Origin of the sequence: Qipengyuania sp., from assembly GCF_964227205.1 — a bacterium.
GTDB lineage: Bacteria > Pseudomonadota > Alphaproteobacteria > Sphingomonadales > Sphingomonadaceae > Qipengyuania.
Window position 1 is genome coordinate 709511 of the sequence record NZ_CAXQVB010000002.1, and the last position, 14492, is coordinate 724002.

The following is a 14492-nucleotide window of genomic DNA, read 5'->3' on the forward strand; positions in this document are numbered from 1 at the left end:
CGCCCGCTGATCAGAGCAGCATGTCGAACAGCGTATGGTCGTAGACATAGACCATGATCGCCACGATCGTATCGTCCGAGCCGCCCGCCGACAGGCTGCCGAACAGGCCGCTCATGGTATCCAGATCCGGAAGACTGCCCAGCTCGATCTTGGGAAGATCCATCATTTTCTCCTCTATTCCAGGCAGCCACCGAACCCCCTGTTCGCGCCCGCCGCGAGAGAGGCTAGCGGAGCTGGGCGAGGAGGTGAAATTAAAGGATTGTAAGGTCCGCAGCCGCGCGGCTATCGCAGCCCGCGATGAGCGAACAGGAGCGCAAATTCGATCCCGCCAAGGCCACGTCCTTCTTTACCGGGCGGGGACATTCGGGCTGGCTGGGATTGAAATATTCCGACCATGGCGACGACTGGGTCGAACTCGAACTGCCCTGGCGCGAGGACCTGCTGGGCGAGGAAGGACAGCGTGTGCTTGCCTCGGGCCCGATCCTCAGCCTGATGGACATGGCGAGCGGCATGGCGATCTGGCGCGCGATGGACGAATTCACCGCCATCGCCACGCTCGACCTGCGCGTCGATTACGTCCGGCCCGCGCGCGAAGGCGCCAGCGTGTTCGGCCGCTCGCAATGCTACCGTGTCACGCGCAGCGCGGCCTTCGTGCGCGGGCTGGCGCATGACGGCGAGGCCGAGGATCCGGTGGCGCACATCCAAGCGGTGTTCATGAAAATCGCACCGACGACGAGGCTCTGAGATGACGGACAATCCCGAGATCGATGCCCTCACTCCCTATGCCCGCTCGCTCGGCATCGCGCTCGATACCTGGGAGGACGGCACGCCGATCCTGTCGGTGCCGTTCGACGAAACGGTCGAGGGCCGGCCAAAACATTACCACGGAGGGGCAACCGGCGGGTTGCTCGAAACGGCAGGCTATGCCGCGCTGCGCGCCGAACTCGCGCGCCAGGGCCGCTCCGCGATGCTCAAGCCGATCAACATCACCGTGCAGTATCTCGCTGCGGGCAAGAGCCGCACCAGCTATGCGCAGGGGCGGATCACCAAGCTTGGGCGGCGCAGCGCCAACATTACCGTCGAGGCATGGCAGGACGATCGCAATCGTCCGATCGCCACCGCGGTGATGAACGTCTTCATGGCCGAACCAGAAGGCTAGTTGCGCGGCTCTTGCGCCGCGGCTTCCTCGCGGCGGTTGCGCGCTTCGGCCCGCCGTTCGTCAGCGCGCCTGCGGGCCTCCTCGATCGCCGCCGGATCGACCGCAAGGCCGCCATCGCCGATCGAGATATCAAGCGGAACGCCATCGATCTCGGTCGAGAGGATCGCCTCGCCGTCGCGAATACGCAGGCGCGAATTGCCGCCACCCAACGGAATGTCACCGATGTCGGGCACGTCGAGCGGTTCGATCGGGCCACCCGGATCGTCCTGCTGGCGCGGTTCGGGCCTGCTCGGCGCAGCTTTCACATTCATCGCGCGGTTCATGAAATCGCGCCAGATGCGCGCAGGCAGCCCGCCCCCGCTGATTCCGCCCTTGAGCGGAGAGTTGTCGTCATTGCCGATCCACACCCCGACCACCAGATCTCCGGCATAGCCGACGAACAGCGCATCGCGATTGTCCTGCGTGGTGCCGGTCTTGCCGAAGTTCGGACCGCGCAGCATGGCCGCGCGCCCGGTGCCGTTGTTGATCGCGGAGCGCAGCATCCTTTCCATGGCCCGCTGGGTCGAGGACGAGAAGCTCGAAGGCCCGTCCCACAGGTTCTCGAAGAATCCACGCTCGGGCCGCGCGAAGGCATGCGGCTCGATCGGATATTCATTCGCCGCCACCGCGGCATAGGCCGAGGTCAATTCGAGCAGCGACATGGTAGAAGTGCCGAGCGCCAGGCTCGGGTCACCCTTGGCAAGCGGCGCGGTGACGCCCAGATCGCGCGCAGTGGCGATGACCTTTTCGCTCCCGACCTCGCCCAGCAGGCGGACCGCGGCGACATTGCTCGAGCGCGCAAAGGCCTGCTCGAGGGTCAGGCTTTCCGAATAGCGTCCCCCCGAATTCTTGGGACGATAGCTCCCTTCGGTAATCTCGGTATTGGCGATCGGGTCGTCGGGGCTCCACCCTGCGCGTAAAGCGGCGAGATAGACGAACAGCTTGAAGGTCGATCCGGGCTGGCGTCGCGCCTGCGTTGCCCGGTTGAAGGGCGATTGGGCGTAGTCCTTGCCACCGATCATCGCCACCACCTCGCCATTGCGCCGCATGGCCACGAGCGCCACCTGCGCCTCGCCGAGCGGCGCGCCCTGCGTCACCTGGCGGGCGATGTTCTGCAACCGGGCGTCGAGCGTGGTGGTCAATGTCTGCCGCGAATAGCCCTGTTCGGTCTGGTCGCGTGCCTCGGGCAGCGCCCAGTCGGCGAAATAGGTCCCGGTCGGCAGGTCGTTGCGCGTGCGCACGTCGAGCGCGGGAGGTTTCATCGCGCGCGCCTCGGCCTCGGTCAGGTAGCCTGCGGCGACCATCGACTGAACCACGATCGCCATGCGCTTGCTCGCCCGATCGTAGTGCCGCGTCGGGGCATAGGCGCTGGGTGCCTGCAGGAGACCCGCGAGCATCGCCGCCTGGTTGGGTTTGAGGTTCTCCGGCTTGCGGTAGAAATAGTGAAGGCTCGCGGCACGCAGCCCATAGACGTTGTCGCCGAAATAGGCGTTCGAGAGGTAGCGGCTGAGGATCTCGTCCTTGGTCAGCCAGGCTTCGAGCCAGAAGGCGATCAGCGCCTCGCGCGCCTTGCGCGTCAGCGTCCGCTCGGGCGTGAGGAAGGTGAATTTCGCGAGCTGCTGGGTAATCGTGCTGCCCCCGCCCGTGCCGGTAAGGGCGGCGCGGGCGATGCCGCGCGGATCGACGCCCCAGTGCGAATAGAAGCGCCGGTCTTCGGTCGCGAGAAAGGCCTCGATCACATGCGGCGGGAGTTTCGCCACCTCGACAGGTTCGTCGGTGATCGCGCCGTTGCGCGCGATCGGCGTGCCGTCGGCGGCGAGCAGCGTGATCTGCGGTGCGGCGATGGGTTCGAGCGACTTTGAGAGCGGTGCGGTGATCGCCAGCCAGGCGAAGAGCACCATGAACAGGCCGAGCACACCCGCGACAAGGCGGACCGCCCACCAGCGCTTGCGTCGCCCGCGCCAATAGTCGCGCTGCCAGAAACGCAGGCGCTTGCGCTCCTCGGCCTCCAGCGCGGTGTCGAGCCGGTCGAGGCGGTCGTCCCAATCGTCGTAGTCGAGCGCCTCATGCGTCGCGTAATAGCCGCGATGCGCCGGGACCTCCGCCTGCGGTTCGGCCTTGCGCCGGAAGGAATCGAAAACGCCCATCGTCTACTGTGTTAACGAAACAACACAGCTATGCATAGGGGACGTCCGATGAACCCTGCTTTACGAGGCTTTGCCGACTACGCTTTCGGGCAGGTCTTCGCCGAACACGCGCTGGTAGTATTCGGCCACCAGCATCCGTTCTTCCTCGTCGCACTTGTTGAGGAAGCTGAGGCGGAAGGCAAAGCCCACATCCTTGAAGATGGCGTAGTTCTGCGCCCAGGTGATCACCGTACGCGGGCTCATCACAGTGGAGATGTCGCCGTTGATGAAGCCCTGGCGCGAGAGGTCGGCGACCTTGATCATGTCGGCGAGAATCTTGGGATCGATCTCGGGGTTCTTCGCCTCGACGATCTTCTGCTCGGTTTCGGCGGGCAGGTAATTGAGGCCGACGACGATGTTCCAGCGGTCCATCTGGCCCTGGTTGATCTGCTGCGTGCCGTGATACAGTCCGCTGGTGTCGCCGAGGCCGACGGTATTTGCGGTGGCGAACAAGCGGAAGCCCGCATCTGGGCGGATCACGCGGTTCTGGTCGAGCAGCGTCAGCTTGCCCTGCTGTTCGAGAACGCGCTGGATCACGAACATCACGTCCGGACGGCCGGCATCGTATTCGTCGAACACCAGCGCCACCGGGTGCTGCAGCGCCCAGGGCAGCAGGCCCTCGCGGAATTCGGTGACCTGCAACCCGTCGCGCAGCACGATTGCGTCGCGCCCGACGAGGTCGATACGGCTGATATGCGCATCGAGATTGATCCGCACGCAGGGCCAGTTGAGGCGCGCGGCGACTTGTTCGATATGCGTCGACTTGCCGGTGCCGTGATAGCCCTGCACCATGACGCGGCGATTGTGGGCAAAGCCGGCGAGGATCGCCAACGTCGTGTCCGGATCGAAGACATAGGCCTCGTCGAGATCGGGCGTGCGCTCGTCCGGCTTGCTGAATGCAGGCACCTGCCAGTCGATATCGATCCCGAACGTCTCGCGTACGTCGACGGTGGTGTCGGGCGCGGGAAGCACGGTTTTGGCGGAAGCGTCGAAGGTCTTGTCGGTCATATCGTTCATCGCGTCTGGCGGCGTAGACGGATGAATAGGTAGCTGCAAGCAACGAAATCGCGCCGCATCCCAAGCGACCCTCGACTCGCCTTCCTGCCGGTCGCATACTCGCGCGAATGCCGCCGACGCCGCTCTCCGAACGTCTCCGCCTGAAGCTCGTCGAGCGCGTGCGCGGCATCTTCAACGATGTCGAGGGCGGACAGAAGCCCGTCCCTCCCTCCGACGAAGCTTTGTTCGTCAAGGACACGCCGATCCGCATGGTCCATGCCGATGTCGTCGCGATGATGGTCGGCGGGATCCGCGGCCTGCTGCTGCAGATGCTGCACCCGCATGCGCTGCAGGGCGTGATCGACCATTCGAACTTTCGCAGCGACATGCACGGGCGGCTGCGCCGCACCGCGCGCTTCATTGCGGTTACGACCTTCGGCCGGCGCGACGATGCCATGGCGGCGATCGAGCGGGTCAACCGCATCCATGCGCAGGTCGACGGCACGCTGCCCGACGGCTCCCCCTATTCGGCCACCGATCCGCGCACCCTGGCATGGGTCCATGTGGCCGAGGCTACCAGCTTCCTTGCCGCCTACATCCGTCATGTACGCCCCGCCATGCCCGGGAGCGACCAGGATGAATATTACCGGCAGTTCGCGGTCGTCGCCGGGGCATTGGGGGCCGATCCGGTTCCGGAAAACCGGCGCGAGGCCGAAGCGATTTTCCGCGAGATGCGCGCCGAGCTGACAAGTTCGCCCGCCGCGCGCGAGATTGCACAGCTCGTCCTGACCCAGCGCCCCCGGGGATCGCCCCCCGCCGTGCAGGCGATGCTAGGCGCGGAAGCGGTGGCGTTGCTGCCACCCTTCGCGCGCTCGATGCTCGGCCTCGAGCGTCCGGGCCTCGCCGCCCTCCCCGCGCGCGCCGCGACCTGGGGCATGGGCAAGACGCTGCGCTGGGCCTTCCGCCAGAACTGAATCCGAAAGCGACCTGCCGCAAGGCGACTCGCAAAGGCTGTGCTATGTCTCGCAGCGGAGAGGAGTACTGGCATGTATGTACAAGGATTCGTCCTGCCCGTCCTGCCGGGCAAGAAGGACGCCTACATCGCCATGGCGAAACAGGCCGGCGAGATATTCCGGCGCTATGGCGCACTCGAAATCGTCGAGACCATCGAAGACGATATCAAGGACGGCACGCACACCGATTTTCGCAAGGCCGTGCAGGCCGAGGAGGGCGAGCAAATCGTCTTCTCCTGGGTCGTCTGGCCCGACAAGGAGACCTGCAAAGAAGCCGAAAGGCTGATGCAGGAGGACGAGGAAATGGAACCGCCCGAGGAGATGCCCTTTGCCGGCAAGCGACTGATCTACGGCGGGTTTACACCGATCTACTCGCTGGGACGCTGAAAGGGACGAGGATCATGGCCGAATTCGTCCTGTTCACCAATCCGATGAGCCGCGGGCAGATCGCGCGCTGGGCCCTGCACGAGGCGCGGGCGGAATACGAGACGCAGCTGGTGGACTGGGAGGACAAGCCGGACGCGCTGCTGGCGGTCAATCCGATGGGCAAGGTTCCGACTCTGGTCCACAATCACAACGGCCACCAGCACGTCGTCACCGAATGCGCGGCAATCTGCCACTATCTCGCGGCCATGCACGCGCCCGAGCTCGCTCCCCGGGCGGAGGAGATGGCCGATTACTTCCGCTATTTCTTCTTCGCCGCCGGTCCGCTCGAACAGGCGATCGTCGCGAATTCGATGGGGTGGACGGTCCCCTTCGACAAGCAGATGACGGCCGGATTCGGCACATACGAACGCACCATCGACACGCTGGAAACGTTGATGAGCGACCGCGACTACGTCTGCGGCGACCGTTTCACGATGGCCGACGTCTATGTCGGCAGTCACATCACCTGGGGCATGGATTTCGGGTCGATACCCAAGCGCGGCGCGTTCGAGGAATATGCCGCGCGGCTGCGCAAGCGCAGTGCCTATAACAAAGCGCGGGCGATCGACATGAAACTGATCGCCGAGGCACAGGCCGATGACTGAGGAGAAAATCGCCCTCAGCCTGTGGTTCCGGAATGGCGCCGAAGAGGCGGCGCGGTTCTATTGCGACCTCTTTCCCGACAGCGAAATTCACGCGATCAACCGGTCGCCGACCGACTGGCCCGGCGGCAAGGCGGGCGATGTGCTGACCGTCGATTTGACCCTGCTCGGCCTGCGGACGATGGCGATGAACGGGAATACGGACGACAGCTTCACCAACGCCATGTCGCTGCAGGTTTTTACCGATACGCAGGAGCAGACCGATCGGTATTGGCAGGCGCTGCTCGGCGAGAGCGGGGCGCCCATGGCGTGCAGCTGGCTGACTGATCGCTTCGGCATCCGCTGGCAGGTGGTCCCGCGGGTGTTGATGAAGGGGCTGGCGCACGACGATCCGGCGACGCGCGGGCGCGTGTTCGCGGCGATGCAGCAGATGGTGAAGATCGATCATGCCGCGATCGAAGCAGCACTCGCGGAGGAGTGAGCTGGAGAGAGCGTTGCGCGGCGGCGATTCCGCCGACGGACGAAATCCACCCTTTCAGGAACCGGGCCCGGCCTTCTCCGGTTGGCACGGGTAAGGAGGTTCCATGGCATATTACCTGTCCACACAACTGCACGCGAATGTCGACGATACGATTGCACGGGTCGAAAGCGCGCTTGCCGAAGAAGGGTTCGGCGTCGTCACGCGGATCGACATGCGCGAAACGCTGAAGAAGAAGATCGGCGCCGATTTCCGGCCCTATACGATCCTCGGCGCCTGCAATCCGAAAGCTGCCTTCGAAGCCCTCCAGATCGAGGACAAGGTCGGGACCATGCTGCCCTGCAACGTGATCGTCCAGCAACTCGACGAAAACCGCACCGAAGTGGCTGCGATCGACCCCGTTGCGTCGATGCAGGCGATCGACAATCCCAAGCTCCATGCGGCGGCTGCTGAAATCCGCGACAGGCTGTCGAAGGTCATCGACAGCCTCGGATCCTAGCCAATCGCCCGCGATTTTCGGAGCATCTGGTAAGCCTCGACCACGCGGCCCAGCCGTGTTTCGTATTGCCGGTCGCCACCGTTCCTGTCGGGGTGATAGCGCCGCACGAGTTCCGAATAGCGCCTGCGCAAGCGCCGGCGGTCGGTGTCGAGGCCCAGACCCATCGTCTCGAGTGCCAGCGCCTCTTCCTTCGAGAAGCGGCCGTCCATGGCCATTTCCGCCTCGCGCCGCGCGCGGCTCTTGATGCCCGAGGCGCGCGCGGCGATCGCCTCCAGCGGGTCATCGTAGTCGGCCCAGCGCGGCATTCCGTCGACCCCGGCAGTCGGGCGGTAGGCGGGCTGTTCGGTCCGCCAGCCCGCGCCGGGGGCCTGCGCATGATAGATTTCTTCCGCGCTCATACCATCGAACCAGTCGTAGCCGGCGTTGAATTCGCGGACGTGGTCGAGGCACAGCCAGCGCCATTCTCCGGGGCCGTCGAATCCATGCCCGCGTCCTCCGGGAGCACGGAATTCGCCCGCTTCATTGCAAGCCGGATGCGCGCACACCCTGCCCGTATCTTCGTACCGTCCGTGAAACTTTGTCTGGCGCATTCGGTATAGAATGGGGAGCGAACTGCGCTAAGGAAACCCTCGAGAGGAGATTCGAACCCGTGCCAGGACCAGTCCAGCAGGAAATGGAACGCCTTCTGACCGAGGCCTTCAACCCGACCCGGCTCGAGGTGATCAACGACAGCGCCAAGCATGCGGGCCATTCGGGCGACGATGGCAGCGGTGAATCGCACTTTACGGTCGTGATCGAAGCCCCCGTCTTTGCCGACAGGTCTCGGCTCGAGCGCCAGCGCATGGTCAACAAGGCCCTGGGCGATATTCCCGGCGAGCGGGTGCATGCCCTCGCCATCCAGGCCTCCGCACCCACGAGCTAGGAGACGCGCGATCATGAGCCAGATCGAACAGGTCCTCACCCCGACCACGCACGATCTCGGCCAGTTCGAAGTTCGACGCGTCCTGCCTTCGCGGCCCCGCAGCATGGTCGGGCCATTCATTTTCGTCGACCAGTTCGGGCCCGCCCAGATCGATCTCGGCGCCGGTATGGACGTGCGCCCGCATCCGCACATCAATCTCGCCACGGTGACCTGGCTGTTCGAGGGCGCGATCGACCACCGCGACAGCCTCGGCAGCTTCTCGACCATCCGGCCGGGACAAGTGAACCTGATGACTGCAGGGCGCGGCATCGTCCATTCGGAACGTTCGCCGGAAAGCGAACGCATAACCGGCCCGAAGCTCTTCGGCATGCAGACCTGGCTGGCGCTGCCCGACGGGCGCGAAGAAATCGATCCGGCCTTCGAAGCGGTCAGCGATCTTCCGATAATCGAGGACGGGCGCGCCAGGGCGATCGTCATCATGGGCGAGCTGTGGGGCGAGCGCGCCACCACCACCACCTATGCCGACACCATCTATGCCGAAATCCACCTCGCTCCCGGCGGGGCGATCCCGATCGAGGACGAGGCCGACGAGCGCGCGGTCATGCTGGTCGAGGGTGAGGCCACGATCGACGGGCATTCGCTGAAGCGCTACGAACTCGCCGTGCTCCAGCCGGGCCGCGACATGACGCTCGAAACCAAAACGGGCGCGCGGGTCCTGCTGCTAGGCGGCGAAGCCTTCGAGACGCGCCGCCATGCCTGGTGGAATTTCGTCAGCTCGCGTCGCGAGCGGATCGAGCAGGCGCGCGAAGACTGGCGTGCGGGGCGGTTTCCCAAGGTGCCGGGCGACGAGGATGAATTCATCCCCCTGCCCGAGGGCACGCCCAAGACCGTTACCTATCCGTGAGGGGAGATTTATGAGTTTCGAAGGCAAGACCGCCTGGATTACCGGCGCATCGAGCGGGATCGGCGCGGCACTGGCACGCGAATGGGCAGGCCGCGGCGCGCGCATCATCCTGTCGGGCCGCGACGAGCAACGCCTCGCGACGGTGGCGGACGACCTCGCTGGTGACACGCTGGTCCTGCCTTTCGACGTGCGCGACGAAGAGGCCATGCAGCTCGCGACCGAAAAGGCGATCACCTGGCAGGGTTGCGTCGATATCTTCGTCGCCAATGCCGGCGTGTCGCAGCGCAGCGCCGCGCTCGAAACCGAAATGAGCGTCTATCGCGAGATCATCGATATCGACCTGACCGCGCAGATCGCCGCGACGCAGGCGCTGCTGCCGCATCTGGTAGAACGCGGAAGCGGGCACCTGCTGTTCGTCAGTTCGATCGCAGGCAAGGTCGGCGTGCCCATGCGCACCGCCTATTGCGCGGCCAAGTTCGGGCTGATCGGCTATGCCGATGCACTGCGCGCCGAGCTTTCACAGCAAGGTGTGTCGGTCCATGTCGTATGCCCCGGATCGGTCGCCACCGACGTCAGCCGCAATGCGCTGACCGCCGACGGCAGCAAGCGCGGACGCAGCGACACAGTGATCGACAACGGCATAGCCCCCGCCGAGGCCGCGCGGCGCATCATCGATGCGGTCGCGGCTGGACAGCGCGAGATCATCGTCGCCGAAGGCATGGAGGAGGCGATGGGCGAAATGCGGCGGACGCCCGACCAGTTGCTCGACCAGGTCGCGGGCATGGTCGCAGCGGGTTACATGGAAAAGATGAAGGCGGAAGCCTGAGCATGGCGCTCGAGCAGAAGCGGGTCGAGCTTGCCAACGGCATTCACCTCGACGTGGTCGACGAGGGGCCGCGCGAGGCGCCGGTGCTGATCTTCCTGCATGGCTTTCCCGACAGCCATCGCACCTGGCGCCACCAGATTCCGTACTTCGCCGATCGTTATCGCTGCATCGCGCCCGACCAGCGCGGCTATCGCGGATCGTCCAAGCCGCAGGAGGTGAGCGAATATACGCCCGACAAGATGGTCGGCGACGTCTTCCTCCTGGCCGATGCGCTGGGCGTCGATAAATTCACCATCGTCGGCCACGACTGGGGCGGCGCTATCGCCTGGGGCGTGGCGTATGGGGGCATGATGAACGGTCGCGTGGCACGCGCGATCATCGCCAATGCGCCGCATCCGGTACTGTTTCCGAAACTGCTTTACACCAACCGGGCACAGCGCGAGGCGAGCCAGTATTTCCGCGAGTTCCGCAATACCGACAACGACCCGATTATCCGTGAGCACGGACTGTTGCCGGTGCTCATAAAGGCCTTCGGCGGCGAGCCCAGCTTCGATGTGGAACCCGAAGAACAGGCTGCACTGCTGAAGGACTGGTCCGATCCCGATGCCGCCATCGGCATGCTCAACTATTACCGCGCCAGCCCGATGGAGGTGCTCCCGCTCGACGCCCCTTACGAATTGCCGGAAGACTACCAGCCCTTACCGCTGCCAGGGCTGACAATCCCCACCTTGGTGATCTGGGCGATGGACGACATCGCATTGCCGCCAGCCAATCTCGACGGGCTGGAGGAGGTGGTCGAAAACCTTGAGGTCGTGCAGGTGCCCGGCTCGGGCCATTTCGTGCAATGGGAGGCGCCGGACGCCTTCAACGAAGCTGCGGACGCGTTTCTCAGCCGGACCGGCTGATCAGCCCTTCCAGTCGATCCAGCTGCCGTGCGGATGCGCGGTGGCGAGCTTGCGGCGGATGTCACCATGCGGCCAGTAGCTCACCGTCAATTCGTGGCGGTGCGTGTCGCGATTGGCCTCGAGGCTGACCCAGGCGAGCGGCGTCTCATCGCGCGCCTTGTGCCCTGCCTCTTCCATCAGCTCGACGATCTGGTCGCGTTCCTCACGCGGGATATATTGCCAGACTACCGAATGCATCAGGACGCGCGTCGTACCCTCCTGCTGCGGCCTGCCAAGCCGCTCGCGCAGGAAATCGACAGCGCGCTTGCGCTCGATTTCGGGCGGGAAGACCTTCGCTGCCTCGATAGCGGCATCGAGGCGGGCGAAACGCTCGGTGAACTCGGGCCAGATATAACCCTTCAGACGGAGGGCCTGCCCTTCGTCGGTAAGGTCCACCGGGGCAACGTCGCACCCCTCGGCCCCGACAATATCATACCCTTTCGCCGGCGGAGGCTCCCCGCGCCATTCGGGCTTCAGTTGCATGCGCGCATTTTTCGGGCCAATCCTGAGCCCACCCAGATCATAGCGGAAACGCCGCATCATCAAATTGACGCCTGCGCTCGAGCCGATTTCAAGCAAGTCGAAATGGCCGGGCAAACCGTGATCGACGAGCCACAGGAATGCCGCGGCGAAGGCCGCCGAACGCCCCGCCTCGTTGGTCTGCGGCGGGCCGTCGAGCCATGGCAACAGGAAGGGTTCATGCCGTTCGATCGCGTCGGCGATGAGCTCGGTGGCATTGTTCGGCGACAACCCTTCGTAGATCGGTGCCAGGTTCGGCTCGTCCCCACGCAGATGCAGCGCGTGCAACCCGCCCGCAACGCGCAGCGGCAAAGCATCGGCCAGCGCCGGCCCGGCCCAGCGGCGAACCCTGCGCATGACCGCACCACCACGGTCGGTATCGAGCAGCTCGCGCAAGGCGTGGCAGACCTGTGCGGTGATCGGCGCGCCATTGTCGCGACAATAGGCGACCTGGTTCTCGAAGGCGCGCGCGACTGCGTCGGGTCCGGTAGCCCCAGGTTCGATCACGACATATTCCGCCTGGTCGATCGGCATTGCCCTTTCCAAACCTGCTGCCTATCTGCGCATCCCATGAACGAATGCCTGACCTTTGCCGTTCCCAAGGGGCGTATCCTCGACGAAGCGCTGCCGGTGATGGCGCGCGCGGGCGTCGTGCCCGAGGATGCGTTTCACGACAAGGGCAACCGCTCGCTCACTTTTGCGACAACGCGCGACGACATGCGCCTCATCCGCGTGCGCGCCTTCGACGTCGCGACTTTCGTCGCGCATGGGGCGGCACAACTCGGGATCGTCGGCTCCGACGTGATCGAGGAATTCGACTATGCCGACCTCTACGCACCGGTCGATCTCGACATCGGCCATTGTCACCTTTCGGTGGCCGAACCGAAGGATGGCGCAGCCAGCGTAGACGGGGCCAGCCACCTGCGCGTCGCGACCAAATATCCCAATCTCACCCGGCGCCATTTCGAGCGGCAGGGCATCCAGGCCGAGTGCGTCAAGCTCAACGGGGCGATGGAAATCGCTCCCGCACTGGGCCTGGCAGGGCGCATCGTCGATCTCGTTTCGACGGGCACCACGCTGCGCGAGAACGGGCTGGTCGAGACCAGCCGCATCCTCGACATCTCGGCGCGCCTTATCGTCAACCGCGCCGCGCTCAAGACCGATCCGCGCATTGCCGCGCTGGTCGAGGCCTTCCGCGCCGATGCTGCGCAGCGCGAGGTCGCCTGATGCAGTTCCTCCGATCTTCCGACGAAGGCTTCGAAAAGGCCTTTGCGCGCGTCGTCCGCAACCGGCGCGAAGCCGACACGCAGGTCGCGCGCGATGTCGCCTCGATCATCAACGAGGTGCGCGAGCGGGGTGACGAGGCGCTGATAGACTATACCGCGCGGTTCGACGCACACGGCCTCGGTGCGGACAGCGACTGGCAGATTACCGCGGAAGACTGCCGCGCCGCCTATGACGCGCTCGATGCCGACCTGCGCGACGCGCTCGACCTCGCGGCGGCCCGTATCCGCGCCTATCACGAAGGCCAAATGCCGGCGGACCGCGATTATACCGACGATATCGGCATGCGGCTCGGTGCGCGGTGGAGCGCGGTCGAGGCGGCGGGGCTCTATGTCCCCGGGGGGCGCGCGGCCTATCCTTCCTCGCTGCTGATGAATGCCGTTCCCGCCAAGGTGGCAGGGGTCGAACGGCTCGTCGTGACCACGCCGACGCCGAGGGGCGAGATCAATCCGCTTGTCCTCGCGGCGGCGCATATCGCCGGAGTCGACGAAATCTGGCGTGTCGGCGGCGCGCAGGCGGTGGCCGCGCTCGCCTATGGCACCAAGCGGATCGACAAGGTCGATGTGATCGCGGGCCCCGGCAATGCCTGGGTCGCCGAGGCGAAGCGCCAGCTCTATGGCGTGGTCGGCATCGACATGGTCGCGGGGCCGAGCGAGATCCTCGTCATCGCCGACGAAAACAACAATCCCGACTGGATTGCGGCCGACCTGCTGAGCCAGGCCGAACACGACCCGACCAGCCAGTCGATCCTCATCACCGACAGCGAAAGCCTCGCCCGGCAGGTCGAGGATGCGGTCGACCTCGCGCTGATGAAACTGCCCACGGCCAAGACGGCCAAGGCCAGCTGGGAGGCGCACGGCCTGATCGTCGTGGTCGACAGCCTCGACGAAGCTCCCGCCCTGTCCGATCGCCTCGCGGCCGAACATGTCGAGCTGATGATCGATGATCCGCAGGCGCTGTTCGGGCGACTTCGTCATGCCGGCAGCGTGTTCCTCGGTCGCCACACGCCCGAGGCCGTGGGCGACTATATCGCCGGGCCCAACCACGTCCGTCCCACCGGACGCCGCGCACGCTTTGCCAGCGGGCTGTCGGTGCTCGACTTCATGAAGCGCACGAGCTTCATCGATGCCTCCGAGGCCGCGCTCGCGGCGATCGGTCCGGCCGCGGTGAAGCTGGCCGAGGCAGAAGGCCTTCCCGCGCATGCCTTATCGATTTCGACGAGACTGAAATGAGCCAGAATTCCAAGTCCCAGGCGCGCAGCGCCGCCCGCCTCGGTGCCGTGCAGGCGCTTTACCAGCAGCAGATGGAAGGCACCAAGCTGGCCAAGCTGCTCGACGAGTTTCACCAGCATCGCCTCGGCCGCGTTATCGAGGACGAGGAATATGCCGAAGCCGACGTCGATTTCTTCGACGACATCGTCAGCGGGGTCGAGGCCCGGCGCGCCGAGATCGACGAGAAGCTGACCGCGCGCCTCGCCGAAGGCTGGACGCTGGCGCGGCTCGACAAGACCATGCTCCAGATACTGCGCGCGGGCGCCTACGAGCTGATCGCGCGGCCCGACGTGCCGAAAGCCAGCGCAATCAGCGAATATGTCGATGTCGCCAAGGCCTTCTTCGACGATCGCGAGGCGAAATTCGTCAACGGCATCCTCGACGCGGTCGCCAGGGAAGCCGGGCGCTGAACGAAGCCGCCTTC

General features: G+C 65.2%; 19 protein-coding genes. 14 read left to right on the forward strand and 5 right to left on the reverse strand.

The window, feature by feature from the left end; genetic code table 11:
• Positions 1-10 precede the first annotated feature (10 nt).
• A complete protein-coding gene (locus ACEQZ0_RS05455) occupies positions 11-166 on the reverse strand; it encodes a hypothetical protein (protein ID WP_370189144.1) in 156 nt (51 codons plus the stop codon).
• A gap of 131 nt (positions 167-297) precedes the next feature.
• Here ACEQZ0_RS05455 and ACEQZ0_RS05460 point away from each other — a divergent pair, with 131 nt between their 5' ends.
• Both ACEQZ0_RS05460 and ACEQZ0_RS05465 read left to right on the forward strand, forming a co-directional pair.
• On the forward strand, positions 298-744 hold the full coding sequence (locus tag ACEQZ0_RS05460) for a PaaI family thioesterase (RefSeq protein ID WP_370189146.1): 447 nt from the start codon (positions 298-300) through the stop codon (positions 742-744).
• Between the two features lies 1 nt (position 745).
• Complete coding sequence (locus ACEQZ0_RS05465; RefSeq protein ID WP_370189148.1) at positions 746-1159, forward strand: PaaI family thioesterase; 414 nt, start codon at positions 746-748, stop codon at positions 1157-1159.
• Here the strand turns inward: ACEQZ0_RS05465 and ACEQZ0_RS05470 are convergent.
• Positions 1156-3345: a transglycosylase domain-containing protein gene (locus ACEQZ0_RS05470; RefSeq protein ID WP_370189150.1), complete on the reverse strand. Its 2190-nt coding sequence runs from the start codon at positions 3343-3345 to the stop codon at positions 1156-1158. The two genes, ACEQZ0_RS05465 and ACEQZ0_RS05470, sit on opposite strands and share 4 nt — an antisense overlap.
• Before the next feature lie 60 nt (positions 3346-3405).
• A complete protein-coding gene (cobS, locus tag ACEQZ0_RS05475) occupies positions 3406-4401 on the reverse strand; it encodes a cobaltochelatase subunit CobS (RefSeq protein WP_370189152.1) in 996 nt (331 codons plus the stop codon).
• Positions 4402-4508: 107 nt separating this feature from the next.
• Here cobS and ACEQZ0_RS05480 point away from each other — a divergent pair, with 107 nt between their 5' ends.
• The 5 genes from ACEQZ0_RS05480 to ACEQZ0_RS05500 all read left to right on the forward strand — a co-directional run bounded on the left by ACEQZ0_RS05480 (position 4509) and on the right by ACEQZ0_RS05500 (position 7398).
• Positions 4509-5354 carry an oxygenase MpaB family protein gene (locus ACEQZ0_RS05480; protein WP_370189155.1) on the forward strand — a complete coding sequence of 282 codons (846 nt, stop codon included), beginning with the start codon at positions 4509-4511 and terminating at the stop codon, positions 5352-5354.
• A gap of 72 nt (positions 5355-5426) precedes the next feature.
• Positions 5427-5780: a DUF1428 domain-containing protein gene (locus tag ACEQZ0_RS05485; protein ID WP_370189157.1), complete on the forward strand. Its 354-nt coding sequence runs from the start codon at positions 5427-5429 to the stop codon at positions 5778-5780.
• A 14-nt stretch (positions 5781-5794) separates the two neighbouring features.
• On the forward strand, positions 5795-6424 hold the full coding sequence (locus tag ACEQZ0_RS05490; RefSeq protein ID WP_370189159.1) for a glutathione S-transferase family protein: 630 nt from the start codon (positions 5795-5797) through the stop codon (positions 6422-6424).
• Complete coding sequence (locus tag ACEQZ0_RS05495; RefSeq protein WP_370189161.1) at positions 6417-6902, forward strand: VOC family protein; 486 nt, start codon at positions 6417-6419, stop codon at positions 6900-6902. The genes ACEQZ0_RS05490 and ACEQZ0_RS05495 overlap by 8 nt, the downstream gene beginning before the upstream one ends.
• A 103-nt stretch (positions 6903-7005) precedes the next feature.
• Positions 7006-7398 (forward strand): DUF302 domain-containing protein, encoded by a 393-nt coding sequence (locus ACEQZ0_RS05500; RefSeq protein WP_370189163.1) that lies wholly within the window; start codon positions 7006-7008, stop codon positions 7396-7398.
• Here the strand turns inward: ACEQZ0_RS05500 and ACEQZ0_RS05505 are convergent.
• The gene (locus ACEQZ0_RS05505; RefSeq protein ID WP_370189166.1) at positions 7395-7988 is read right to left on the reverse strand and encodes a DnaJ domain-containing protein; all 594 of its coding nucleotides are present in this window, start codon (positions 7986-7988) and stop codon (positions 7395-7397) included. The genes ACEQZ0_RS05500 and ACEQZ0_RS05505 overlap by 4 nt on opposite strands.
• A gap of 59 nt (positions 7989-8047) precedes the next feature.
• Here ACEQZ0_RS05505 and ACEQZ0_RS05510 point away from each other — a divergent pair, with 59 nt between their 5' ends.
• The 4 genes from ACEQZ0_RS05510 to ACEQZ0_RS05525 are packed head-to-tail and all read left to right on the forward strand — an operon-like array spanning position 8048 to position 10955.
• The gene (locus tag ACEQZ0_RS05510; protein WP_370189168.1) at positions 8048-8320 is read left to right on the forward strand and encodes a BolA family protein; all 273 of its coding nucleotides are present in this window, start codon (positions 8048-8050) and stop codon (positions 8318-8320) included.
• Between the two features lie 13 nt (positions 8321-8333).
• Positions 8334-9224 carry a pirin family protein gene (locus tag ACEQZ0_RS05515; protein WP_370189170.1) on the forward strand — a complete coding sequence of 297 codons (891 nt, stop codon included), beginning with the start codon at positions 8334-8336 and terminating at the stop codon, positions 9222-9224.
• A gap of 10 nt (positions 9225-9234) precedes the next feature.
• Positions 9235-10050: an SDR family NAD(P)-dependent oxidoreductase gene (locus ACEQZ0_RS05520; RefSeq protein ID WP_370189172.1), complete on the forward strand. Its 816-nt coding sequence runs from the start codon at positions 9235-9237 to the stop codon at positions 10048-10050.
• 2 nt (positions 10051-10052) lie between these two features.
• Positions 10053-10955 (forward strand): alpha/beta fold hydrolase, encoded by a 903-nt coding sequence (locus tag ACEQZ0_RS05525; RefSeq protein WP_370189174.1) that lies wholly within the window; start codon positions 10053-10055, stop codon positions 10953-10955.
• Here ACEQZ0_RS05525 and ACEQZ0_RS05530 read toward each other — a convergent pair whose 3' ends face one another.
• Positions 10956-12047 (reverse strand): DUF2332 domain-containing protein, encoded by a 1092-nt coding sequence (locus ACEQZ0_RS05530; RefSeq protein WP_370189176.1) that lies wholly within the window; start codon positions 12045-12047, stop codon positions 10956-10958.
• A gap of 36 nt (positions 12048-12083) precedes the next feature.
• Between ACEQZ0_RS05530 and hisG the strand changes: the two genes are divergently transcribed.
• Genes hisG through nusB form a run of 3 tightly spaced genes read left to right on the forward strand, consistent with a single transcriptional unit; the run spans position 12084 to position 14478 of the window.
• A complete protein-coding gene (gene hisG / locus ACEQZ0_RS05535; protein WP_370189178.1) occupies positions 12084-12740 on the forward strand; it encodes an ATP phosphoribosyltransferase in 657 nt (218 codons plus the stop codon).
• Positions 12740-14029, forward strand: a complete 1290-nt coding sequence (gene hisD, locus ACEQZ0_RS05540) for a histidinol dehydrogenase (protein ID WP_370189180.1) — start codon at positions 12740-12742, stop codon at positions 14027-14029. Before hisG ends, hisD begins: the two co-directional genes overlap by 1 nt.
• Positions 14026-14478 carry a transcription antitermination factor NusB gene (gene nusB, locus ACEQZ0_RS05545; RefSeq protein WP_370189182.1) on the forward strand — a complete coding sequence of 151 codons (453 nt, stop codon included), beginning with the start codon at positions 14026-14028 and terminating at the stop codon, positions 14476-14478. The genes hisD and nusB overlap by 4 nt, the downstream gene beginning before the upstream one ends.
• The last annotated feature ends 14 nt before the right edge of the window (positions 14479-14492 follow it).